This is a genomic window from Streptomyces sp. CT34 (assembly GCF_000805335.1).
Lineage (GTDB): Bacteria > Actinomycetota > Actinomycetes > Streptomycetales > Streptomycetaceae > Streptomyces.
Genome location: NZ_KN708638.1, coordinates 1529232 through 1553032, shown reverse-complemented (window position 1 = coordinate 1553032; position 23801 = coordinate 1529232). Strand labels below are relative to the sequence as shown.

The following is a 23801-nucleotide window of genomic DNA, read 5'->3' as shown; positions in this document are numbered from 1 at the left end:
CCGTATCCGTGCCCCGGCGGTCCGCGCTGTCGTAAGGATGAGACATTCACGTCTCATTCGGTTATCCTGTGTCTCATGGCCGTGGATCGTGAACATGTACTCAAGGAAGCCGCCGCGCTGCTCACCCGCCGGTCGACGGCATCGATGGACGAGATCGCCCGCGCCGCGGGCATCAGCCGGGCGACCCTGCACCGGCACTTCGCGGGCCGGGACGCGCTGATCCGGGCCCTGGAGGAGCACGGGATCGAGCAGCTGGCGCAGGCGATGGACGCCGCCGGGCTCGACGAGGGGGACGCCGCCCAGGCGCTGCGCCGGCTGATTCGCACCACCGAACCGGTCGCCGGCGTCCTCGCCTTCCTCTTCACCGAGAACCAGCTCTTCGAGGGCGGCGAGATCAACGCCGGCTGGGCCCGCCTCGATGCGCGGATCACCGAGCTGTTCCGCCGCGGCCAGGAAGAGGGCGACTTCCGCATCGATCTGAGCTCGGCCTGGCTGACCGAGGCGTTCTACGGACTCATCGGGGCGGGCGCCTGGGCGGTGCACGAAGGACGCGTCGCCCGCAACGACCTCAACCACTCGATCGCCGGGCTGCTGCTCGGCGGCATCCGACGGAGCATGGAGAAATGAGCGAGACCATAGCGTCAAGACGGGCCGGTTCGGCTCATGTGGACGACCAGCCCCGGCCGGGTCGCTGGCTCGCGCTCTCGGTTCTCGTCCTCGCGGTGCTGCTGGTCGGCGTCGACGCCACCGTCCTCGGCCTCGCCACCCCGTTCCTGAGCGAGGATCTGCGGCCGTCCGGGACCCAGTTGCTGTGGATCGGCGACATCTACTCGTTCGTCATCGCCGGTCTGCTGGTGTCCATGGGCAGCCTCGGCGACCGGATCGGCCGGAAGAAGCTGCTGCTGGTCGGCTCGGTCGCGTTCGGCGCGCTGTCGGTGGTCGCCGCGTACGCCACCACCCCGGAGATGATGATCGCCGCCCGCGCCCTCCAGGGGGTGGCCGGCGCCACGCTGATGCCGTCCACCCTCGCGCTGATCCGCAACCTCTTCCACGACCCCAAGGAACGCAGCCTGGCGATCGGCATCTGGGGCGCCATGGCCTCGGCAGGTACCGCCGTCGGGCCGGTCCTCGGCGGCTTTCTGCTGGGTCATTTCTGGTGGGGCTCGGTCTTCCTGATCAACCTTCCGGTGATGGCGCTGCTGGTCGTCGTCGGGGCGAGGGCGATCCCGGAGTCGCGCAATCCGGATCCCGGGCCGTGGGACGTTCCCAGCGTCCTGCTGTCGCTGGTGGGCATCGTCGCCGTGGTCTACGCCATCAAGGAGGCCGCGGTCCACGGCTTCCGCTGGGACATCGGGCTGGCGGCCGTCCTCGGCGTCCTCGCGCTGATCGTGTTCGTCCGGCGCCAGCTCACCCTGGAATCGCCGCTGCTGAACATGAAGCTCTTTCAGCACCGCGGGTTCTCCGGCGCGGTGCTGGCGGACCTGCTGACCATCCTGGGGCTGTCCGGGCTGGTCTTCTTCCTCTCCCAGTTCCTGCAGATGGTGCAGTCGCGCACGCCGCTGAACGCCGGGCTCACCGAACTCCCGGCCGCGGTCGGCGCGGTGGGCGCCGGCCTGGCCGCGGGCTGGGTCGCCCGGCGGCTGACGGTACGCGTCGTGGTGGCCGGCGGCCTCGCGGTCGTCGGGCTCTCGCTCGCCGGGTGCATGACCCTGCACGGCGACACCGGCACCCTCGCGCTGTGCTTCATCCTCTTCGTGGTGGGCGTCGGCGCGGGCTTCGCGTTCACCGTCACCGCCGACGTGATCCTCTCCAGCGTCCCGAAGGAGGAGGCGGGCGCCGCGTCCGCGGTCTCCGAGACGGCGTACGAACTCGGTGCCGCGCTCGGCATCGCCCTGCTCGGTTCCATCGTCACCAGCATCTACCGTGGCTTCGGCACACCGGCCGGGGTGCCCGAGAACGCCGCCGGCGCCGCCCGCGAGTCCCTCGGTGGCGCCGTCGAGGCGGCCGGCCAACTCCCCGCCGAACAGGGCGCCGCGCTGCTGAAGACCGCTCAGGACTCCTTCGTCAACGGCGTGGACACCGCCGCCGGGGTGGGCGCGGTGGTGCTGCTGGGCGCCGCGGTGGCCGCGTGGTTCCTGCTCCGCGGCCAGGAGCTGGCGAACAGCCCGGCCGTGGAGCCGGCCGCGCCGGACGCCGCCGCGCCGGTGACCGGATCCGGTTCCGCGACCGGCGGCCCGGCCGAACTCCCGTAGCGTCCCGAACTCCCGTAGCAGCCCGGACACCCGTAAGGGCGGACCCGGCAGGCGAACGAGGGACAGCGCCGGGCCCCCTGGCCCCGCGCAGGCGTGTCCCGTGGCACCCGGCGGTGAACACCCGCCATGATCCACGGGACACGCCCCCGGGGGCGACTGTCCCCCGCCGTTCATACCCGGTATGCGCCCTCGTGGCCGGATGTCCCGCGCGGCTCGTTTGACTCTCCCGTCGTCCCCCCAACGGTCGGCCCCGCTCAGGAGAGTGACGCAGAGTGCGCGACATCGGACGACGGTCCTTCTTCACCGCTGCGGGGGCGATGGCCACCGCCAGCGCCATCGGCAGCAACGCCTACGCCACCGGCCACGCCCGTGACGCGGCCACCGCCGACGAGTACGTCGACGTCCAGCTCCTCAACATCACCGATCTGCACGGCTACCTCCAGGGAGCCCCGGGCGGCAACTCCGTCATCACCGGCGCCGGCGGCAAGCGTTACACCGTCGGCGGCGTCGCCTACATGGCCGCCCACCTGGAGCGGCTGCGCGCCGGGCGTCGCAACTCCATCTTCTTCGCCCCCGGAGACCTCTTCTCCGGCTGGGAGTTCGACGCCGCCTCCTTCGCCGACGAGCCCACCATCGAGGCCCTCAACGCCATGGGCCTGGACTTCGCCTCGGCCGGCAACCACGAATTCGACAAGTCCGCGACGTTTCTGACGTCGCACATGGAACGCGGCACGTCGTTCCGGGTCGCCGGCCGGGACGACTCCTTCACCGACTCCACCGGCCACCGCTTCCGCGGGGCGGACTTCCCGTACTACAGCGCCAACATGGTGTGGCACGAGACCGGCAAGCGGGTGCTGCCGCCGTACAACATCGTGCACGTGGACGCCGGCCACGGCCGCAAACTGCCGATCGGCTTCATCCACCTGACCGCCATCGGCACCGAGTCCTTCCCCGGCTCCTACCAGCCTGGCCTGCGCACCCTGGACGAGTTGGAGACCGCCAACCGCGCCGCCGCGGAGCTCAAGTCACGCGGCGTCAACGCGATCGTGCTCAGCATGCACGACGGCGCGGTGGCCGGCAGCGACTTCTCCAGCGGCAGCGACCCGTCGGGCCCGGCCTACGAGCTGGCGCTGCGCGCCTCCGCCGACATCGACGCCATCGTCACCGGCCACTGGCACTGCGCCTTCACCATGATGCTGCCCGACCCCAAGGGCGCCCCCCGCCCGTTCGTCGAGGCCGGCTGCTACGGCCAGATCATCAACGAGATCAACCTCCGGCTGGACCGCCGTACCGGCAAGGTCATCCGCTCGCTGACCACCGCGGTCAACCACCCCAACACCCGCGATGTGGCCCCGGACAAGGAGCTCAAGTCGATCGCCGACTACTGGGCGGGCTACGGCGCCCGGCGCGCCCGCACCCGGATCGGCACCCAGTCCGCCTCCTTCACCCGGCAGCGCAACGCCGCGGGGGAGTCCACGATGGGCAACCTCGTCGCCGACTGGGCACTGTGGGCCGGCGGGCAGCCGCACGGCCCGATGGACGACCCCGCGGCCCACCGCAACGTCCCCGCCGAGCTCGCCGTCATCGCGGTCGCCCCGCGCGTCGGCTCCGCGATCATCTCGGCCGACCTGGAACGTGACGAGGAGTCAGGTGGCGTCATCACTTTCGGGCAGGCGTGGAACGCGGTCGGCTTCGGCGACCCGATCATGACGGTCACCGTCACCGGACAGCAGATCCACGACGCCCTGGAGGAGCAGTGGGCGCCCGCCCACGGCGGCGGCCTGGCCTTCGCCCCGCTGGCCGTCTCCGGCAACGTCCGCTACACCTTCGACGCCGCGGGCAAGGTCGGCCGCCGGATCGACCCCGCCGAGGTCTTCATCGACGGCAGGGCCCTCGACCGGGCGCGCACCTACCGCCTGGCCGCCCCCTCCTACACCCTCATCAACCAGGACGGCTTCAGCGCCTTCACCGGATTCACCGAACCCGTCCGGCACACCCGCGACTTCGAGAGCTTCGTCGCCTTCATCCGCACCAAGAGGCACCTGGCGCCGGCCCCGCTGAGCCGCGTCGCGGTCAAGAACGCACACGTCCCCGGCGCCCGCACCGGCATCGTCGCCGTGGAGCAGCAGCTCCTCGAAGTGGTCGGCGGCAACATCCCGCGGCCCGAAGCGGCCCTGCGGGCGGCGCTGACCGGCGGCGCCGAGGGCCAGCGCGCCCCCGGCGGCTTCCGGGTGCCCTGCTGACCGGCGCGCCCTGCCGGCGGTCCGGACAACGCACCGGGCCCCATCCCGCGGTACGGGGATGGGGCCCGGTGGCGTCGGCAGAGGTCAGGCGGCCCTGGCCTTGGTGGCGTAGATGTCGACGTACTCCTGGCCGGACAGCTCCATGACGTCGCTCATCACCTCGTCGGTGACCGCCCGCAGCACATAGCGGTCGCGGTCCATGCCGTCGTACCGCGAGAAGTCCAGCGCCTCACCGAAGCGCACCGTCACCGGGGCGATGTGCGGACGGCCCTTGCCGCCGGGCTGCACCTTGTCCGTACCGATCATGGCGAACGGGACGACCGGGGCGCCGGTCATCAGGGCGAGCCGGGCGATGCCGGTACGGCCGCGGTACAGCCGGCCGTCGGGGGAGCGGGTGCCCTCCGGGTAGATGCCGAAGGCGTGCCCCTCCTCCAGGACCCGGCGGCCGGTCATCAGCGCCGCGACCCCGCCGTGCCCGCCGTCGCGGTCCACCGGGATCATGCCGGCGGTGGTGAAGAACCAGGCCATCAGGCGGCCCTTGACGCCCTTGCCGGTGACGTACTCGTCCTTGCCGATGAAGAAGACCGGGCGCTTGACCACCAGGCTCAGGAACAGCGAGTCGATGAAGGTGACGTGGTTACCGGCCAGGATCACCGGGCCGGTCTCCGGAATGCGCTCGATGCCCTCGACCTTCGGGCGGAACAGGACACGCATCATCAGTCCGAGAATCGCCTTCAGCACAATGCGGGACAACGGGTCCTCCGGGTCGTGGCTGGACAGGTCAAGGGGCCGCAGAACTCTGCCGCCCAGGACCATACTCGCGGGTTACCCCCGCTCGCACATCGGGTTCACCAAGGCGATACGCAGAGTTGACGCGGGTTGGGTCCATGGTCCCTCCGGGATCTCCGCTCGTCTCGCCGATGTCACCCGTTCGTGCTTACGATCGGACGACGCCCCCGGTGACGTGCTCAAGACATCTCCCGGGATGCCTCTTGATACACCGGAAAACCGCGAAAAGTCCGGAAACCGGCCGGACGGCAACATGACGCACAGCGAGGAGCACGGTATGGAGAAGCGGCAGGAGCCAGGACGGCGGTCGGTGCTGGGGGCCGCGGCGCTGGGCGCCGGAGCGGCGGTGTTCGCCGCCGCCGGCCCGGCCGCCGCGGCCACTACGGCGGATCCGGCCGGTCGGCCGTCCCGGCCGACGCCCGCCGGGCGGCCCGCGAAGCTGCCCGTCCCGTTCGTCATCGGCCACCGCGGCGCCAGCGGCTACCGCCCGGAGCACACCTTCGGCTCCTACCAACTCGCCCTCGACATGGGCGCGGACGTCATCGAGGCCGGTGACCTCGTCCCCACCAAGGACGGACACCTGGTCTGCCGGCACGAGCCCGACATCTCCGCCACCACCGATGTCGCCGACCACCGCGAGTTCGCCGGCCGCAGGACCACCAAGACCATCGAGGGCAAGAAGATCACCGGCTGGTTCACCGAGGACTTCACGCTCGCCGAGCTGAAGACCCTGCGCGCCAAGGAGCGCATCCCCGACGTCCGCCAGCACAACACCCTCTACAACGGCCACTGGGAGATACCCACCTTCGAAGAGGTCCTTCAGTGGGCCGAGCGCGAGGGGCGCCGCCGTGGCCGCCCCGTGTGGATCTACCCCGAGACCAAGCACCCCACCTACTTCCGCACGTTGGGCCTGGGCATCGAGGAGCCGCTCGCCAAGCTGTTGCGCCGGTACGGCCGGCACACCGCGCACGCCCCGAACCTCCTGCAGTCCTTCGAGCCCAGCAGTCTCCGGCGGCTCAGCGAACTGGGCGTGAAGTGCCCGAAGGTCGTCCTGCTCGACGAACCGTCCGTCCGGCCCGCGGACTTCGTCGCGTCCGGCGATCCGCGCACCACCGCCGACCTCCTCAAGCCCGAGGGGCTCAAGTGGATCGCCGGCTTCGCCCAGGGCATCGGCCCCTGGCTGCCGCAGATCATCGCGCAGGACGACAAGGGCAAGCTCGGCAAGCCCACCACCCTCGTCCGCGACGCGCACGCCGCCGGACTGTTCCTCACCCCGTACACCGTGCGGAACGAGAACAGCTTCCTGCCGCTGGACTTCCGGGTCGGCAGGAACCCCGGCGACTACGGCAACTCGCTCGCGTACTTCAAGGCGCTCTACGCGACCGGTATCGACGGTCTGTTCTCCGACGACCCGGACACCGCGGTGCTGGCCGCCGAGGAGTTCCGCCGGCACTGACCGCCCGCGCGTCCCGGACCGGCGCCGTGCCGCCCCATCCGCCTCCGCACTCATCTGAGTTGGGAATGTCACAGGGGAGCTTGGCGCCGGTCCGTTCCGCTTGTCCCGATTGCCTGCGCAGAATGCTCGCGCCGGAGATTGCCGCGCCTGTTTTGCGGGGACTCCGGAAGCGAGCAGCGAACCGAAAAGGGGAGGCAAACGCGCATGGGCACGAGCGTGACCATCTCTGCGGCGACCGACGACGACGCCGAACAGATCCTCAAACTCCAGTACCTCTGCTACCAGACGGAGGCCGCGCTCTACGACGACTACGCCATCGAGCCGCTGACCCAGACGCTGCACGCCCTGCGTGCCGAACTCGGCGAGGGCTGCGTGATGGTGGCCCGACTCGGTCAGGAGGTGGTCGGATCGGTCCGCGGCACGGTCGACCCCGACGGCACCGCGAAGATCGCCAAACTGATCGTGCACCCGCGCCTCCAGCGGCACGGCCTCGGCGGCCGGCTGCTGGCCGCCGTCGAGGAACGGCTCGCCGCCGAGCGGTCCGCCAAGCGCTACCGCCTCTTCACCGGCCACCGCAGCGAGGGCAGTCTCCGCCTCTACCGCAGCCACGGCTACGCGCCGGTGGGCACCGAGCAGCTCACCACCCGGCTGAGCGTGGTCACGCTGGAGAAGCAGCTCACCGGAGCGTAGGACGCCGGGACGGGCCCGCGTCGGTGGCGGGCCCGTACCTCTGACGCGGCTGCCGCCCCGGCTACGCCGCCGCGCCCGCGCGGGCCCGGCGCAGCCAGATCAGACCGGTGACCGGCAGGATGACCGGGATGAAGAGGTAGCCCATCCCGTAGTCCGACCAGACCGTGGCGTCCGGGAACGCGGCCGAGTCGACCAGCGTCCAGGTGCCGATGCCGAACACCCCCAGCAGCTCCAGCCCGCAGCAGGCGATCGCCGCCCTGCGGGCGCCCTCGCCGCCCCGCACCAGCGAGAACGTGATGAACCCGTACACGACCGCGGAGACCGCCGAGAGGCCGTACGCCAGCGGGGCCCGGTCGAACTGGGCGATCAGCTGGTAGAGCGAGCGGGACGCGGCGGCCACCGTGAAGATCCCGTAGACCGTGACCAGCAGCCGCCCCGGGCCGGTGCCGAGCGACCGCCTCCCGGCCGGGCCCGCGCCCTTGGCGTGCTGTGCCGCGGCGCTCGCGGTGGTCTCGGGCACTGCCTCAGGCACTGCCGCCTCCCCAGATGTCGAACAGTCTCACTTCCAGTACGGCCAGCACCACGGCGCCCGCCGCGACGGTGGCCGAACCCCACCGGGTGCGCTCCGAGAGCGACATGAACCCGGTCGCCGGTACGCAGGCGGCGGCCCCGAGCAGATACGCCACGAACAGCGCGGTGCCCTTGTGCGGCGACTGCCCGCGCGCCAACTGCACGAAGGCGATGACCAGTTGGACGATGCAGAGCAGCGACACGACGGCCATGCCGATGAAGTGCCAGTCCTTGGTGGGCTGGTCGCGGTAGGCCGCGAAGCCGCACCAGACGGCCAGGGCGAGAGCGGTCAGGCCGACCGCGATCGTCAGCGCGTCGATCACCGGGGCCTCCGGGCGACGCGCTCGCGCGCCATGGGTTTGCGGGGCATGGGCCGATGCTAATCGGCGGCGGGTGGCCGGCCGCGCCCGACCCCGCCGCGGCACCCGCCGGCGCGGCGGCCGTGGCGTTGGCCACAGCGTGCCCCGCGGCCGGGCGGGGGCCGGCCGCCGCCGCCCGGGGGCCGCGCGCGCCGTCCGCGCAGGCCATCGGCGCCGGGCCGGGAGCGGCGGCGCGGAGCCCGGCGCCATCCATCGTGCGGTCACCGGCGTCCGGTATACGGACAGGCTTGAGCGGCTCGCACCGCTGTCTGGTTTACTGGCCGCCATGACCACGACGAGCCACCGCACCCCTGCGACCGAGGCGCCCACCGCGCCCGGTGCTCGTTGCCTGTGTCGAATGTGTGACCGCTGAGGGCCCCCGCCTGAGCCTCGCGCCCCGAAGCGAGACCTTGCTGCCATGCGCCGTACGTCACCCCACGGACGCCACCGGCCGCCCCGCGTCACCGGAACCCGGAGCCGGGCCCCGCGCCCGCCGCCGCTCCGCGTTCCCCTCTGCCGCACTCGCAAGAATGCCCCGTGCCCGGCGGGCGAGCCGCCGAGCACTCGACAGTGACGGAATTCCCTGTGATCACCACAACGGGCCTGACCAAGGTCTACCGTTCAGGAGACCGCGAGGTCACCGCCCTGGACGGCGTCGATCTGCACGTCCGCGAGGGCGAGGTGTACGGCGTCATCGGCCAGAGCGGCGCCGGTAAATCCACCCTCATACGCTGCCTCAACCTCCTGGAGCGCCCCACCTCCGGCACGGTCACCGTCGCCGGCCAGGACCTCACGGCGCTCGCCGGAAACCAGAAGCGTGCCAACGCCGCGCTGCGCGCCGCGCGCAGCCACATCGGCATGGTCTTCCAGCACTTCAACCTGCTGTCCTCGCGCACCGTCCAGGACAACGTCGAACTGCCGCTGGAAATCCTCAAGGTCGACCGCCGCGAACGCTCCCGCAAGGCCCTGGAGCTGCTGGACCTGGTCGGCCTCGCCGACAAGGCCCATGCGTACCCGGCCCAGCTCTCCGGCGGCCAGAAGCAGCGCGTCGGCATCGCCCGGGCGCTGGCCGGCGACCCCAAGGTGCTGCTCTCCGACGAGGCCACCAGCGCCCTGGACCCGGAGACCACCCGCTCCATCCTCCAGCTGCTGCGCGACCTCAACCGCCAGCTCGGCCTGACCATCGTGCTCATCACGCACGAGATGGACGTCGTCAAGACGATCTGCGACTCCGCCGCGCTGATGAAGAACGGCCGCGTCGTCGAGCAGGGCACGGTCGCCGAACTCCTCGCCACCCCCGGCTCCGAACTGGCCCGGGAGCTCTTCCCGGTCGGCGGCGAGCCCTCGGCCGAGGACCGTACGGTCGTCGACATCACCTTCCACGGCGAGGCCGCCACCCGCCCCGTGGTGTCCGAGCTCGCGCGCACCTACAACGTCGACATCTCGATCCTGGGCGCCGCCATGGACACCGTCGGCGGCAAGCAGATCGGCCGGATGCGGATCGAACTCCCCGGCCTTTTCGAGGACAACGTCGTACCCATCGGCTACCTGCGCGAGCAGGGCCTCCAGGTGGAGGTCGTCGGCGACGCCGAGACCGGCGCCGCCGGCGCCACCACCGCCCCGCTCCGGAAGGAAGGCGCCAAGTGAGCTGGAACGACATGCAGCCGCTGCTGTACGACAACACCCTCGACACGCTTTTCATGGTGTGGTGGTCGACGTTCTACGCGGTGCTCATCGGCATACCCGTCGGCATCCTGCTGCATCTGACCGGCCGCGGGGCCATGCTGCAGAACTTCGTGGTGTTCAAGGCCCTCGGCACGCTCGTGAACACCGGACGGTCCTTCCCGTTCCTGATCCTGATCGTGGTGCTGATCCCGTTCACCCGGCTCGTCGTCGGCGTCTCCATCGGCCCGACCGGCGCGGTCGTCCCGCTGACCATCGCCGCCATCCCCTTCTTCGCCCGCCTCGTGGAGGCCGCCCTGCGCGAGGTCGACCACGGCCTGGTCGAGGCCGCGCAGGCGATGGGCGGCGGCACCTGGACCGTCGTCTTCAAGGTGCTGCTTCCGCAGGCGCTGCCCGCCCTGGTCGCGGCCGTCACCACCACCGTCATCACACTGGTCGGCTACTCGGCGATCGCCGGCGCGGTCGGCGGCGGCGGCCTGGGCAACCTCGCCTACACCTACGGCTACCAGCAGTACGAGACCTCGCTGATGATCACCACCGTGGTGGAGCTGGTCGTCCTCGTCACCCTCGTCCAGCTGATCGGCGACCTGATCGTCCGCCGGCGGGCCCGCCGCGGCGGCCGCGCCGCGACCGTACGCGTCGGTCTGCGCCGCGTCCGCGCCGAGGAGCCGGCGCCCGCCACCGAGGCCGCCTGATCCCCGAACCCCCCGGACCACCCGCGTCACCCGCACCCCCGAAGCCCGGACCCTTTGCCGGGCGTGGACCACACGGAAACCCCGTGTGCACAAGAAAGAGGCACTCTTCGTGCGTAACACCATCAAGATCACCGTGGCCATAGCCGCCGCCTCCGCGGTCGCCCTCGGCGCGAGCGCCTGCAGCGCTCCGTCCGACGCCACCGCGAGCAGCGACAAGAGCGACAAGAACGCGCCTCTGGTCGTCGCGGCCAGCCCCACCCCGCACGCCACGATCCTCGACTACGTCAAGGACAAGCTGGCGCCGCAGGTGGGCCTCAAGCTCGTCGTCAAGCCGTTCAACGACTACAAGATCCCCAACAAGGTCACCGACGACGGCCAGGTCGACGCCAACTTCTTCCAGCACAAGCCGTTCCTGGACACCTTCAACAAGGAGAACGGCACCCACATCGTCCCGGTCGTGAACGTCGAGATCGAGCCGCTGGGCGTCTACTCCAAGAAGATCCACAAGCTCTCCGACCTGAAGGCCGGCTCCACCGTCTCGGTTCCCAACGACCCCTCCAACGAGGGCCGCGCGCTCAAGCTGCTCGCCGACAACGGTGTGATCACCCTCAAGCCCGGCGCCGGCTCCGACGCCAAGTTGACGGATGTCAAGGACACCAAGGGCATCAAGATCACCGAGCTGGAGGCGGCGCAGACCGCGCCGCGCATCGACGACGTCGACGCCGCCGTCATCAACGGGAACTTCGCCGTCGGGGCGCACCTCAAGCCGTCCACCGACGCCCTGGCCCTGGAGAAGGCGAAGGACAACCCCTACGCCAACTTCCTGGCCGTCAAGAAGGGCAACGAGAACGACCCGCGGATCAAGAAGCTCGCCAAGCTCCTGAACTCCGACGAGGTCAAGAAGTTCATCGAGGACAAGTACAAGGACGGCTCGGTCATCCCGGCCTTCGGCCCGGTCAAGAGCTGAGGGGGCGAGGGGGCGGGGCGCGGGGGCGCTGTCCACGTAGGCAGGGGCGTTGGCCATGTGGACAGAGGTGTTGTCCGTGTATGGCCATGGCGACGTGGGTGGGGGCGCTGTCCTCTGTTCCCCGCCGCCCACCCGTACCTCTTGTTGTTTTTCCCCGCCGCCCACCCCCCTTCGGGGGGTGGGCGGGTGTGGTGGGGAGGTGTGGGGGGCGGGGGGCGGGCGAGCAGGCCGATCAGCGTGAGCGAGGCGAGCAGGGCATCGGAGCCGGCAGCGACAGCCGCCCGCATACGCGGCCGGAAGGCGGCCAGAGCAGCCGTCAGGAGCAGCCACGGCACCGGAGCACGCGGTCAGTTGCGGAACCGGCCAGGGGCGGCGGACAGGGACGGCCGCCGATGCGGCCACCGGCCCGGGCGCGTGGCACGCCCGTGGGCGGATGCTGCATGCTGGTGCATTCAAGACGGTCAGGACGGCCCGCGACCTCACGGAGAAAACAGCCCGTGACGTCCCGGAACACCCCAGTCAACGGCGTTGGAGCATCGGCATGACATCCACCTTTCCGGACATCTCCCTCAGCACGGACCGGTTGGTGCTGCGCCCCTTCGAAGAGGCCGACGTCCCCGCCCTCGCCGAGATGATCTCCGACGAGCTGGTCACCGCCTGGACCGCGCTGCCGCACCCGTACACCCTCGCCGACGCCCGCTCCTGGGCCACCGGCGGGGCCGCCGCCGTCCGCACCGGGGGCCGCGGCATCGCCCTGGCCGTCACCGAGTTCCTCACCCAGCGCCTGGTCGGCTCCATCGTCCTCGACCACACCGACTGGCGCCTCCGCAGCACCGAGATCCGCTACGTGACCGCCCCTTGGGCGCGCGGCGAGGGCTACGCCTCGGAATCCGTGCTCGCCGTCGCGCAGTGGCTCTTCCGGGACCTGAGATTCGAACGCATCGAGCTGCGCACCGCCGCCGACAACACCGCCGCCCAGCAGGTGGCCCAGAAGATCGGCTGCATCAGCGAGGGCGTGCTGCGCAACGCCTGGATAGCCCGCAGCCGCACGGAAGACGGCGGCTGGACGGACATCCGTACGGACCTGATCGTATGGAGCCTGCTGCCCGAGGACCTCGACGGCCTCCCCGGCAGAATGGCCGACGCGAACGGCTTCGCCTACCCCGAGTGGAACTGACCCCGCACCCCCTCCGGTCCCCGCCCATCGGGGTACCCTCGGCCTGCCGGAACATCCGCGCGCACCGCGCCGACCAGCACCGAACCGCACCGACCAGCACCTTCAGCGCCCGTCGCACGACCACCGGCAGGCGGCCGCCCGCCCGCGCACCCCACCAGCCCCAGGAGACTGACGAGCATGGCCGACCGGGTCACGGTGATTGGATGGGACGGCTCCCCGCTGACCGCCGCCGCCCGTTCAGCCCTTGGCGCCGCGACGCTGGTGGCCGGAGCCGCGCACCATCTCGCGCTCCCCGAAGTCCCGCCCGCCGCCGAGCGGATCCGCCTCGGCAGCGTCACCCTGGCCGCCCGCCGCATCGCCCAGCACCGCGGCACCGCCGTGGTACTCGCCGACGGCGACCCCGGCTTCTTCGGTGTGGTACGCACCCTGCGCGCCCCCGAATACGGCCTGGAGGTCGAGGTGGTACCGGCCGTCTCCTCCGTCGCCGCCGCCTTCGCCCGGGCTGGCATGCCCTGGGACGACGCCCAGATCGTCGTCGCCCACAGCCGTGACCTGCGCCGCGCGGTCAACGTCTGCCGCGCCCACCCCAAGGTCGCGGTGCTCACCTCGCCCGGCGCCGGCCCCGCCGAACTCGCCCTGCTGCTGGGCGGCGTCCACCGCACCTTCGTCATCTGCGAGGACCTGGGCACCGAACGGGAACGGGTGACGGTCCTCACATCCGACAAGGCCGCCGACCACGTATGGCGCGACCCCAATGTCGTCATCGTCGTCGGCGGATCGCCCGCCGGCGCCGCCGCCCAGGGCACCGGCTGGATCGCCGCGCACGAGGTGGGCCATCCGACCGGGCCGCGCGGCTGGGGACTTCCGGACCGCGCGTACGGCGGGGCGCTCGGCGAGGGCGAGTCCGTCCAGCTGCGCACCGCCCAACTCGCCCGCCTCGGGCCGCGGGTGGGCGACCTGGTCTGGGACATCGGCTCCGGAAGCGGCGCCGCCGCCGCGGAGGCCGCGCGGTTCGGCGCCGCCGTCATCGCGGTCGACGCCGACCCGGACGCCTGCGGGCGCGCCGCCGCCATCGCCCGCCGGCTCGGCGTCCAACTCCAGGTCGTCCACGGCCGCGCGCCGCAGATCCTGGAAGACCTGCCGGAGCCGGACGTGGTGCGTATCGGCGCCGGGGGAGTGGACGTGGTCACCGCCTGCGCGGCCCGTCGTCCCGAACGGATCGTCACCCACGCCGCGACCCGCGACGAGGCCGAGGCGCTCGGCCGGGCGCTCGCCGACGGCGGGTACGAAGTCGAGTGCGCCCTCCTGCAGTCAGTAGAACTGGACACCTCCGTTTGGGTCGAACGTGAACGCTCTGTGGTGTTTTTGCTGAGCGGGTATCGCGTTCCTCACCCGTGACCTGGAAGCCCACCCGCGCGAGGTAGGCTGGCGGATCGTTGCGCCGCCGTTCCGCGTTCGGCTTCGTACGCCAATATCCGGAAAATGCCGTGGTTTTGGACGAAAATGAAGCACTTGAGGGCGGACGTGCCGGGAGGCGCGCTCGCTCGTTCTAGCTATCGGGGCGTCGGTGCGCACCGGTCGAGCGGGTCGCACGAGCGGTTCGAAGGAGCACTACCAATGGGCGAGGGGTACGCATGACCGACACCGGCCAGGTCCCGGGCGAGGGACAGCCGGAGAACGCAGGCGGACATCGCGGGCAGCCGCAGCCGGCCGTTCCTTCCCCTGCCGACGCCGGCCCGACGCAGCAGTCGGGCGACTACCCCTACCTCGACGCGGCCGACACCGTCCCCGAGGACGACGACCTGCTGCTGATGCCGGGTGCCCAGGGCGCCTGGAGCGAGCAGCCGGCCCAGCAGGCGCCGCAGCCCGCCCAGCCGTTGCCGCAGCCGCACGCCGTACCGCAGCAGGGCGGGCCGTTCGACGCGGCTGCCGGCCCCCAGCAGGCCGCCGGTCACGAGCCGGCGCCCGCACCGGACACCGAGCACCCGGCCGTCGGCGACCACGAGAGCGGCGGTCGCGACTCCGGTTCCGTCGACCTCGGCGCCGTCCGCATCCCGCAGCCCGCCGCCCCCCAGCCCCAGGCACGCGCACGGGCCGCCGCCCAGCCCGCCGGCGCACCGCGCCGCCCGCTCCACATGGGCCCGCCCGTCCCGGACGCGACCGGCGGTGTGGTCCGTTCGCTGGCCGACCGCGGCCCGGCCGAGGCGCCCCAGGCCGCCCCCCGGCAGCCCGCCCAGGTGTCCGGCGGCCCCGAGTACCTCGACGTACCGGCCGAGGCACCGCAGGCGCCGGCCGCCGAACCGGCGCCGGGTGCCGTGGCGGTGGGTGACCGGCCCGCCGAGGCGCCGCCCGCTGACGCCCGGTCGGCTCAGCCGTCTCCCGAGCAGGCCGCCCACGGGGACGCCGGGCACCCGGCGCCGCCCGCCGGCGCCCCGGCCTACGTCCAGCAGCCCTACGACGGCCAGTTGTCCGCCGAGCAGTCCTACGGGGCCGCCGGCCAGGGCCCGTTGCCCGGACCGCAGCTGGGCGAGATTCCCTCCCAGGCCCCGGCGCAGGTGCAGCCGTGGGGAGAGGCGTCCGCGCAGGCGGTGTCGGTCCCCGTGGCGGAGGCCGCGGAGACCCCGGGGGGCGCGGAGACGGTCACCCCGGCGGCGCCGGTGCCCGCCGACGCTGCCGCGGTCGCCGAACCGGGCGCCGAGCCTGCCCCGCAGCCCCAACAGGCCGCGTCGGACGGCGCGTTGCCCGCGGAGCAGCCGCCGGCCCAGACCCAGCCGCAGGCTCCGGCGCAGCCGGCACCGGTGCCCGCCGAGGGTGCCGCGGGAGCGGCGGTCGCCGCCGTGGTGGTGGATGCCACAGGTTCCGCGGTCGTCATGGAGGCCGCCGAGCCGGCCGACGCCGCCCCGGGCACGCCGGGCCAGGCCCCGGCCGAGGCGGCGGAGCAGCCGCAGCACCCGGCGGCGGAGGCCGCCGCTCCGGAAGCCGCGGCCCAGCAGGCCGCCGTCCAGGAAGCTCCGGTCCAGGCCGCCGCCCCCGCGCCGGTCCAGGAACTCCCCGCCCAGGACGCCCCCGTGGCCGCCGCTCAGCCGCAGCCGCAGCCGGAAACAACGGCCGGGGCGGAGACAGGGGCGGCGGCGGAAACCGTGGCGGAGGCAGGGGCCGTGGCGCAGCCCGCGGACCAGGCCGAGCCGGCGGCCCGGCCCGGCGGTGCCGAGCAGGTTCCGCAGGCCGCTGCCCAACCGCAGGCCGCCGCTCAGCCGCAGGAATCCGCGGCGCCGCCGGCCGCCGAGGAAGCTCTGGCCGCGGACGCGTCCCGGCCCGCGGCCGAACCCGGGCCCGCCCAGGCCGAGTCGGGCGAACCGGCCGAGGCCCAGCAGCCCGCGGAGGCCCAGCCGGCCGCCGAGGCCCAGCCCGTGGCCCCCGAAGGCGAGCCGGTTCCCGCGGACGCCGCGGCGGCGCCGCAGGGCCCCATCGCCATGCCCGCGGCCGGGAGCGCCGCGTCCCAGGAGCAGGCCGTCATAGAGGAGCCCGGCTCGCCGGCCGCGGAGTCCGCGCAGGCCCCCGTAGCCGCCGAGGGCGGTCAGCCCGCCGCGCCCGCACCGGCAGCGCCGGCCGCCCCCGAGGGCGCGCAGCCCCCGGCCGCGCCCCAGCCCGAGGCGGTGGCCCCTGATGCCCCGGCCGTGGCCGACGCTCCGGCCGGCGCCACCGCGCAGCCGGCCGCGGCGCAGGCCGCCGAGCCCGCCCCGGATGCCGCCGCCGCAGAGAGGGGGGCGGAGAAGGCGGTCCTGCACATCCCGGCCCAGGCGAGCGCCGAGCCCGTCCCGGTGGTCGGGGCCGCGCCCGACGCCGTACAGCCGCCCGCCGCCGAGTCGGCACCGGAGGCCGCCGCGCCCGGCGCCGTCCCCGCCGCCGGCGCCGCGCCCGACGACACCACCCGCCCGCACCAGCAGGACGACGCCCAACTCGTCGAGCTCGGCGAGGGCGAGGACCACTCCCAGGCGGTCGCCCAGGACGACGTCCCCGCCGACGGCGGCGACACCACCCGCGTCGCCCCCCCGGCCGCCTCCGCCTACGACGACTCCGAGCGCGCCGCCGTCCACCGCGTCATCCGCGAACGCCGCGACATCCGCAACGGCTTCCGCGGCGACCCGATCCCCAACGAAGTGCTGCTGCGCGTCCTGGAGGCGGCCCACACCGCCCCCAGCGTCGGCCACTCCCAGCCCTGGGACTTCGTCGTCATCAGGTCCGACGAGACCCGCGAGAAGATGCACCAGCTCGCCATGCGGCAGCGCGACGCCTACGCCAAGTCGCTGCCCAAGGCGCGCGCCAAGCAGTTCCGCGAGCTGAAGATCGAGGCGATCCTCGAAACACCGGTGAACATCGTCGTCACCGCCGACCCCACCCGAGGCGGCCGGCACACCCTCGGCAGACACACCCAGCCGCAGATGGCCCCGTATTCCTCGGCGCTCGCCGTCGAGAACCTCTGGCTCGCCGCCCGCGCCGAGGGCCTGGGCGTCGGCTGGGTCAGCTTCTTCGACGAGCGCGAGATGGTCCGCGAACTGGGCCTGCCCGAACACCTCGAAGTCGTCGCCTACCTCTGCGTCGGCTACGTCGACGAGTTCCCGGACGAGCCCGAGCTGATGCAGGCCGGCTGGTCCAAGCGCCGCCCGCTGTCCTGGGTCGTCCACGAGGAGACCTACGGACGGCGCGCGCTGCCCGGTGAGGACCCGCACGACCTCCTCCAGGAGACCCTCCAGGGCATCCGCCCGCTGGACGCCAAGGCGCTCGGCGAAGCCTGGGAGCGGCAGAAGCGGATGACCAAGCCGGCCGGCGCGCTGGGCATGCTGGAGATCATCTCCGCGCAGCTCAGCGGCCTGTCCCGCAAGTGCCCGCCGCCCATCCCGGAGCCGGCCGCGGTCGCGATCTTCGCCGGGGACCACGGCGTCCACGCCCAGGGCGTGACCCCCTGGCCCCAGGAGGTCACCGGCCAGATGGTCGCCAACTTCCTGGGCGGCGGCGCGGTCTGCAACGCCTTCGCCAACCAGGTCGGCGCAGAAGTGTGCGTGGTCGACGTCGGCGTGGCCGGCGAACTCCCCGCCACGCCCGGCCTGCTGCCCCGCAAGGTCCGGGCCGGCACCGCCGACTTCACCCAGGGCCCCGCGATGACCCAGGAAGAGGTCCTCAAGGCCATCGAGGTCGGCATCGAGACCGCCCGGGACCTGGTGGCCGCCGGCAACAAGGCACTGCTGACCGGCGAGATGGGCATCGCCAACACCACCGCCTCGGCCGCCCTGATCGCCGTCTACACAGGCGTCGACCCGGCCGAGGTCACCGGCCGCGGCACCGGCATCAACGACGAGACGCACGCCCGCAAGATCGAGGTCGTCCGCCGCGCCCTGGAGTTCCACCAGCCCGACCCGGCCGACCCGGTCGGTGTCCTCACCGCGCTCGGCGGTCTGGAGCACGCGGCCATGGTCGGCCTGATCCTCGGCGGTGCCTCGCTGCGTACACCGGTGATCCTGGACGGCGTCAGCGCCGGCGCCGCCGCCCTGGTGGCCCGGGCCATCGCCCCCGAGGCGCTGGCCGCCTGTATCGCCGGCCACCGCAGCGCCGAACCGGGCCATGTCGCGGCGCTGAACAAGCTGGGGCTCCGTCCGATCGTCGACCTCGACCTGCGGCTGGGCGAGGGCACCGGCGCACTGCTCGCGCTGCCCGTCGTGCAGAGCGCCGCCCGCGCCATGCACGAGGTCGCCACCTTCGACTCCGCCGGAGTCACCGAGAAGAGCTGACCGGGACCGGCCCTCACCAGGCCGCCCCCGACCTCCGGCCCGCAGCACCGGGGCCCGTCGTCACCCCCCCGCCGCCCGCGCCTCGGCCGGACGGCGGTGGTGTGCCGGCAGGCCACCGCGACGGCCGGGCCGCGCCGGCACCGGGCAACGACCCCAGTTCCAGTACAGGGGCCGTCGCCCGGCACGCCGAGCGCACGCACCGGACGCCGCCCGGCCCGCCCCTCGGGCGGACGACGGGAGTGTGACGACAAGGGCCTAGGCTGTGGGCCGGGCCCGTTTCCCCTCATCAGCCGCTCCGGTGCCGCAGCGACTGAGCCGGACGCCGAACCCGCACCATCCGCACAAGGAGCCGTACCACCATGGCAGAGCATGCCTCCGAACACGCTGCCTACCCCGTCGGACTGCGGCTGTCCGGCCGCCGTGTGGTCGTCCTGGGCGCCGGGCAGGTTGCCCAGCGCCGGCTCCCCTCGCTCATCGCCGCGGGCGCCGACGTCCTGCTGATCTCCCCGTCCGCCACCCCCTCCGTCGAGGCGATGGCCGACACCGGCGAGATCCGCTGGGAGCGCCGCCGCTACCGGCCCGGTGACCTCGACGGTGCCTGGTACGCGCTGATCTCCACCGACGACCCCGAGGCCAACGCCGCCGCCTCCCAGGAGGCCGAGGACCGCCGCGTCTGGTGCGTACGTTCCGACGACGCCGAGGCCGCCACCGCCTGGACCCCGGCCACCGGCCGCAGCGAGGGCGTCACCGTGGCCGTGCTCACCGGCCGCGACCCGCGCCGCTCCGCCGCCGTCCGCGACGCCATCGTCGAGGGCCTGCGGGACGGCAGCATCGCCGCCCCGCACCACCGCCGCCCGCACACCCCCGGCGTGGCCCTGGTCGGCGGCGGCCCGGGCGACCCCGACCTGATCACCGTCCGGGGCCGCCGGCTGCTCGCCGAGGCGGACGTGGTCATCGCCGACCGGCTCGGCCCGCGCGATCTGCTCGCCGAACTCCCGCCGCACGTCGAGGTCATCGACGCGGCGAAGATCCCCTACGGCCGCTTCATGGCCCAGGAGGCCATCAACAACGCCCTGATCGAGCACGCCAAGGCCGGCAAGGCCGTGGTCCGCCTCAAGGGCGGTGACCCGTTCGTCTTCGGCCGCGGCATGGAGGAGGCCCAGGCGCTCGCCGCCGCCGGCATCCCCTGCACGGTCGTCCCCGGCATCTCCAGCACCATCTCCGTCCCCGGCGCCGCCGGCATCCCCGTCACCCACCGCGGCGTCGCCCACGAATTCACCGTCGTCAGCGGCCATGTCGCCCCCGACGACGAGCGCTCGCTGGTGGACTGGGCCGCGCTCGCCAAACTGCGCGGCACCCTCGTCGTCCTGATGGGCGTGGAGAACAGCGGCGCCATCGCCGCCGCGCTCGTGGCGCACGGCCGCCCCGCCGACACCCCCGCCGCGGTCATCCAGGAAGGCACCACCGCCTCCCAGCGCCGCGTCGACGCCACCCTGGCGACCCTCGGTGAGACCGTACGGGCCGAAGGCGTCCGCCCGCCGGCCGTCATCGTCATCGGCGACGTCGTCACCGTCGCCGCCCCCACCACCCTCAGCTGACCGATCCGCTCCCCGGCGTGGGAATCCCGAGACCGACAAGGCACCATCTCCCCGTGGCAGAAATCATCACCGTCGAGGACCCGGACGACCCGCGGCTGCGCGACTACACCGGTCTCACCGACGTCGAGCTGCGGCGCCGGCGCGAGCCCGCCGAAGGGCTCTTCATCGCCGAAGGCGAGAAGGTCATCCGGCGCGCCCGGCACGCCGGGTACGAGATGCGCTCCATGCTGCTCTCGGCCAAGTGGGTCGACGTCATGCGCGATGTCATCGACGAGGTCCCGGCCCCGGTCTATGCGGTCGGCCCGGACCTCGCCGAGCGGGTGACGGGCTATCACGTCCACCGGGGGGCGCTGGCGTCGATGCAGCGCAAGCCGCTGCCGGACGCCGCCGAACTGCTGCGCACCACCCGCCGCATCGTGGTCATGGAAGCCGTCAACGACCACACCAACATCGGCGCCATCTTCCGCAGTGCGGCGGCGCTCGGGATGGACGCGGTCCTGCTCTCCCCGGACTGTGCCGACCCGCTCTACCGGCGCTCGGTGAAGGTCTCCATGGGCGCGGTGTTCTCGGTCCCGTACGCCCGCCTGGAGAGCTGGCCCCGCGACCTGGCCGTCGTACGGGAAGCGGGCTTCAAGCTGCTCGCCCTCACCCCGGCCGAACGGGCCACCGCCATCGACACCGCCGCGCCGCACACCCTGGAGCGCGCCGCCCTCATGCTGGGCGCCGAGGGCGGCGGCCTGACGACGGGTGCCCTCCGTGCCGCCGACGAGTGGGTCCGCATCCCGATGGCGCACGGCATCGACTCCCTCAACGTCGGTGCCGCCGCCGCGGTGGCCTTCTACGCGGTATCCGCGGGCCGCCCGGCCTCCTGACACCGCCCGCCCCGCTTCGTCGCGGAATACCACTCCACCCGGCCACGTTGCGGCCTGCAAGGGGACCCCGCACCCCCTAGGGAAAGTGTTCGCCCACCCCCTAGGGCACGCCCGTCCCCGGCCCCCTAGGGCACCCTCCCCGGGGCACCCCCACCCCGGCGCCTGCTCCAGCCTCAGGCCCCGGGCGCCGACGCGTCCTGCGACACGCTCCCGCCGCCGTACGCCGTGACCGGCACCGGCCGCTGCGTGCCCATCCCGTGGACCGGTCCCTGGCACCCCTGAGCCGCCGCGATCCCCAGTGCCACCAGCAGCGTCACCACCACGAACACGACCACCCGCTGCCGCAGCAGCCGCCGGTCGGGACCCGGTCGGCGCGCGCCGGATCCGGTACGCACCGGAGCACGTGAACCGTTTCGCCCCGCGGCACGAGGCGCGGGCCCCCGCCCGCCGGTCCGCGCACCGGCTCCCGACGCCGGGCCCCCGGGCCGGGACGACGCGTCCCGCGGCGTCGGCGGCCGGGACGACTTCGGACGCGGCGTCGGAGTGCCCCCCGGCCGCCGCTCGGTGCGCTGCCGCGCGTACTCCTCGGCCCGCTGCCCGGTCGGCCGGTCCGACGGACGGCGCTCGGCGCTCCCCCAACCGGCGCCGCCGCCCGTCCCGTTCTCCAGCGGACCGCCCGACAGCCCGTGCGCCTCACGGGCCGCGATCTCCTTGAGCCGCAGGGACAGCGACAGGGTGCTGGGGCGGTCCGCGGGGTCCTTGGCGAGACATGCCGCGAGCAGCGGCGCCAGCGCGTCCGGCACCCCGGCCAGGTGCGCCTCCTCATGGACGACGCGGTAGAGCATGACCTCCGAACTGCCCTGCCCGAAGGGAGAGTCCGCGGTGCAGGCGTACGCGAGCGTGGCCCCCAGGGAGAAGATGTCCGTCGCCGGCGTCACGGCGGCCCCGCGCACCTGCTCCGGTGCCAGGAAGCCCGGCGACCCCACGGCCGTACCGACATGCGTCAGCGTGCTGGCGCCGGTCGCCCAGGCGATCCCGAAGTCGATGATCCGCGGCCCCTTGGGAGACAGCAGGATGTTGGACGGTTTCAGATCCCGGTGCACCACACCCGCGTCGTGGACGGCCAGCAGGCCTTCGGACAGCGCCGCGCCGATCGCCGCGACCTGAGCCGGTGACAGCGGCCCCTCCTCGTTCACCTTGTCGTGCAGCGAGGGCCCCGGTACGTACTGGGTGGCGAACCACGGGCGGTCCGCTTCCAGATCGGCGGCCACCAGCCGGGCCGTGCAGCCGCCGCGGATCCGCCGGGCCGCCGAGACCTCCCGCGCGAACCGCGACCGGAATTCCTGATCCTCCGCCAGATCCGGCCGGATCACCTTCAATGCGACCCGCTGACCGCGCTTGTCCGAGCCGAGGTAGACCACGCCCATCCCGCCCGCGCCGAGCCGGCGGTGCAGCCGGAACGTCCCGACGACACGCGGGTCCTCGCGTCGGAGCCGCATCATCGCCATGTCCGTCCCCTGCCTGCGGTGGGGAGGCCCCACTCCGCTCAACCGTCTGACGTGGCACAGCTTACGGATTGACGGCTCGCTGTGCCGATAGGCCGCGCATGCGTCGGCCACCGGTTTGCCGGCAGCCGCCGCGTTACCCGGACCGGGCAAGCAATTCCCGCCGCGCCCCGGTCGGGCTACCCACCCCGGACCCCAATGATCCCTATTGGAACGGACTTTGACGGTACGAAAGGCAATTGTCCCGCTGCGCTCCCGGCCGTCGCCAGGCCGGCCCCTGGGCCGGGGCGGCGGTACGCGGGAGAGGGTGTGAGGTGATCGAAGTCACCGTTTCAAGATCGCGTAGGGCGGTAGGCCGCCGCCTGCGGCTCCGGGCCGGCCCGGATACCGCCCTTCGGCCTCGGGGATGTCCCCAGGTCCGGCTCCCGTGCTCTCCACCCAGGGGAGTACGCCGGGCGCCCTGGCGTCATCCTCGCGGAGGCCCGCCAAGCGGTACGAGGGCATGACGCCCGGCGCCGCCCGGGTGCCTAATCTTGAGGTCAAGCGGCGGGTGCAGCACTCGTCCCCCGAGGTCAGACGCCCGCCGCCCCAGACACGACAGGAGCGGGGCGATGGCGGAGACCACGGCACGGACGGACCTTCGGGCGCAGGGGCGCAGAGTCGCCGCCGTGCTCGACGGCCGACGAGCCGCCGGTACCCGCCACCCCCTCATAGCGGTGGCCATGGTGCTGCCGCTGGTGTTCCTCCTGGCCGTGGTCTTCGGCGGCTGGCAAGCCGTCATCACACAGGCGTCGTCCGTGGCCGGAATGCTGGGGCGCTGAACGGGCGCCCCGGTCCCGGGAGAGCGGCCCGGGACGGGGGACTTCCGGCCGACAACCCCGTGGGGACGGGGGTGCGGCGGACGGCACGAATGGCCGGGCATCTGGGGAGATGCCCGGCCATCGAGCTTGTGGCAAGCGGCCTGCCGTCCGGGCCAGTTGAGCGGCCACGTACCGGTACAACGACCGAGGGCCGGAGCGAATGCTCCGGCCCTCAGGATCCGTGTGGACGATACTGGGATTGAACCAGTGACCTCTTCCGTGTCAGGGAAGCGCTCTCCCGCTGAGCTAATCGTCCTCGGGACCGCGGATCTCGATGGTGTCCGCGGGTGCTGCGTGCG

At 73.1% G+C, this 23801-nt stretch carries 18 protein-coding genes and 1 tRNA gene; 14 read left to right on the top strand and 5 right to left on the bottom strand.

All coding sequences use genetic code 11. The features are described 5' to 3' along the window. The first annotated feature begins 75 nt into the window (after window positions 1–75). From RZ84_RS07000 to RZ84_RS06990, 3 genes are all read left to right on the top strand, one after another. A complete protein-coding gene (locus RZ84_RS07000) occupies window positions 76–627 on the top strand; it encodes a TetR/AcrR family transcriptional regulator (protein WP_043263560.1) in 552 nt (183 codons plus the stop codon). Next, complete coding sequence (locus tag RZ84_RS06995; RefSeq protein WP_052229809.1) at window positions 624–2252, top strand: MFS transporter; 1629 nt, start codon at window positions 624–626, stop codon at window positions 2250–2252. Before RZ84_RS07000 ends, RZ84_RS06995 begins: the two co-directional genes overlap by 4 nt. Window positions 2253–2524: 272 nt before the next feature. After that, window positions 2525–4495 (top strand): bifunctional metallophosphatase/5'-nucleotidase, encoded by a 1971-nt coding sequence (locus tag RZ84_RS06990; RefSeq protein ID WP_043263558.1) that lies wholly within the window; start codon window positions 2525–2527, stop codon window positions 4493–4495. 84 nt (window positions 4496–4579) lie between these two features. Here the strand turns inward: RZ84_RS06990 and RZ84_RS06985 are convergent, their stop codons facing one another. Then, entirely contained in the window at window positions 4580–5248 is a 669-nt protein-coding gene (locus RZ84_RS06985; RefSeq protein WP_043263557.1) for a lysophospholipid acyltransferase family protein, read from the bottom strand. 313 nt (window positions 5249–5561) lie between these two features. Between RZ84_RS06985 and RZ84_RS06980 the strand changes: the two genes are divergently transcribed. Both RZ84_RS06980 and RZ84_RS06975 read left to right on the top strand, forming a co-directional pair. Further along, complete coding sequence (locus RZ84_RS06980; RefSeq protein WP_043263556.1) at window positions 5562–6740, top strand: glycerophosphodiester phosphodiesterase; 1179 nt, start codon at window positions 5562–5564, stop codon at window positions 6738–6740. Between the two features lie 204 nt (window positions 6741–6944). Then, the gene (locus tag RZ84_RS06975; protein WP_043263555.1) at window positions 6945–7430 is read left to right on the top strand and encodes a GNAT family N-acetyltransferase; all 486 of its coding nucleotides are present in this window, start codon (window positions 6945–6947) and stop codon (window positions 7428–7430) included. Window positions 7431–7491: 61 nt separating this feature from the next. Here the strand turns inward: RZ84_RS06975 and RZ84_RS06970 are convergent, their stop codons facing one another. Together RZ84_RS06970 and RZ84_RS06965 are read right to left on the bottom strand one after the other, a co-directional pair. After that, entirely contained in the window at window positions 7492–7950 is a 459-nt protein-coding gene (locus RZ84_RS06970; protein ID WP_043263554.1) for a hypothetical protein, read from the bottom strand. A gap of 4 nt (window positions 7951–7954) precedes the next feature. Beyond that, window positions 7955–8323, bottom strand: a complete 369-nt coding sequence (locus RZ84_RS06965) for a hypothetical protein (protein WP_043263553.1) — start codon at window positions 8321–8323, stop codon at window positions 7955–7957. A 621-nt stretch (window positions 8324–8944) separates the two neighbouring features. On the opposite strand from RZ84_RS06965, the gene RZ84_RS06960 reads away from it, so the two are divergent. The 8 genes from RZ84_RS06960 to RZ84_RS06925 all read left to right on the top strand — a co-directional run bounded on the left by RZ84_RS06960 (window position 8945) and on the right by RZ84_RS06925 (window position 21137). After that, a complete protein-coding gene (locus RZ84_RS06960; RefSeq protein WP_043263552.1) occupies window positions 8945–10006 on the top strand; it encodes a methionine ABC transporter ATP-binding protein in 1062 nt (353 codons plus the stop codon). Further along, window positions 10003–10737, top strand: coding sequence for a methionine ABC transporter permease (locus tag RZ84_RS06955; RefSeq protein WP_043263551.1), 735 nt, complete (start codon window positions 10003–10005; stop codon window positions 10735–10737). The genes RZ84_RS06960 and RZ84_RS06955 overlap by 4 nt, the downstream gene beginning before the upstream one ends. 109 nt (window positions 10738–10846) lie before the next feature. Beyond that, window positions 10847–11704, top strand: coding sequence for a MetQ/NlpA family ABC transporter substrate-binding protein (locus tag RZ84_RS06950; protein ID WP_043269284.1), 858 nt, complete (start codon window positions 10847–10849; stop codon window positions 11702–11704). A gap of 541 nt (window positions 11705–12245) precedes the next feature. Then, window positions 12246–12881 carry a GNAT family N-acetyltransferase gene (locus RZ84_RS06945; protein WP_043263550.1) on the top strand — a complete coding sequence of 212 codons (636 nt, stop codon included), beginning with the start codon at window positions 12246–12248 and terminating at the stop codon, window positions 12879–12881. Between the two features lie 177 nt (window positions 12882–13058). Then, window positions 13059–14279 carry a precorrin-6y C5,15-methyltransferase (decarboxylating) subunit CbiE gene (gene cbiE, locus RZ84_RS06940; RefSeq protein ID WP_043263549.1) on the top strand — a complete coding sequence of 407 codons (1221 nt, stop codon included), beginning with the start codon at window positions 13059–13061 and terminating at the stop codon, window positions 14277–14279. A gap of 236 nt (window positions 14280–14515) precedes the next feature. Continuing rightward, complete coding sequence (cobT, locus tag RZ84_RS06935; protein WP_043263548.1) at window positions 14516–18667, top strand: nicotinate-nucleotide--dimethylbenzimidazole phosphoribosyltransferase; 4152 nt, start codon at window positions 14516–14518, stop codon at window positions 18665–18667. Between the two features lie 359 nt (window positions 18668–19026). After that, window positions 19027–20265 carry a uroporphyrinogen-III C-methyltransferase gene (cobA, locus tag RZ84_RS06930; protein ID WP_043263547.1) on the top strand — a complete coding sequence of 413 codons (1239 nt, stop codon included), beginning with the start codon at window positions 19027–19029 and terminating at the stop codon, window positions 20263–20265. A 53-nt stretch (window positions 20266–20318) separates the two neighbouring features. Beyond that, complete coding sequence (locus RZ84_RS06925; protein WP_043263546.1) at window positions 20319–21137, top strand: TrmH family RNA methyltransferase; 819 nt, start codon at window positions 20319–20321, stop codon at window positions 21135–21137. Between the two features lie 173 nt (window positions 21138–21310). On the opposite strand, the gene RZ84_RS06920 is transcribed toward RZ84_RS06925, so the two are convergent. Beyond that, window positions 21311–22645: a serine/threonine-protein kinase gene (locus tag RZ84_RS06920; protein ID WP_043263545.1), complete on the bottom strand. Its 1335-nt coding sequence runs from the start codon at window positions 22643–22645 to the stop codon at window positions 21311–21313. A 608-nt stretch (window positions 22646–23253) separates the two neighbouring features. On the opposite strand from RZ84_RS06920, the gene RZ84_RS06915 reads away from it, so the two are divergent. Next, window positions 23254–23463: a hypothetical protein gene (locus RZ84_RS06915; RefSeq protein ID WP_043263544.1), complete on the top strand. Its 210-nt coding sequence runs from the start codon at window positions 23254–23256 to the stop codon at window positions 23461–23463. Window positions 23464–23686: 223 nt separating this feature from the next. On the opposite strand, the gene RZ84_RS06910 is transcribed toward RZ84_RS06915, so the two are convergent. Beyond that, window positions 23687–23758 (bottom strand) — tRNA-Val (locus RZ84_RS06910). Window positions 23759–23801: the final 43 nt, after the last annotated feature.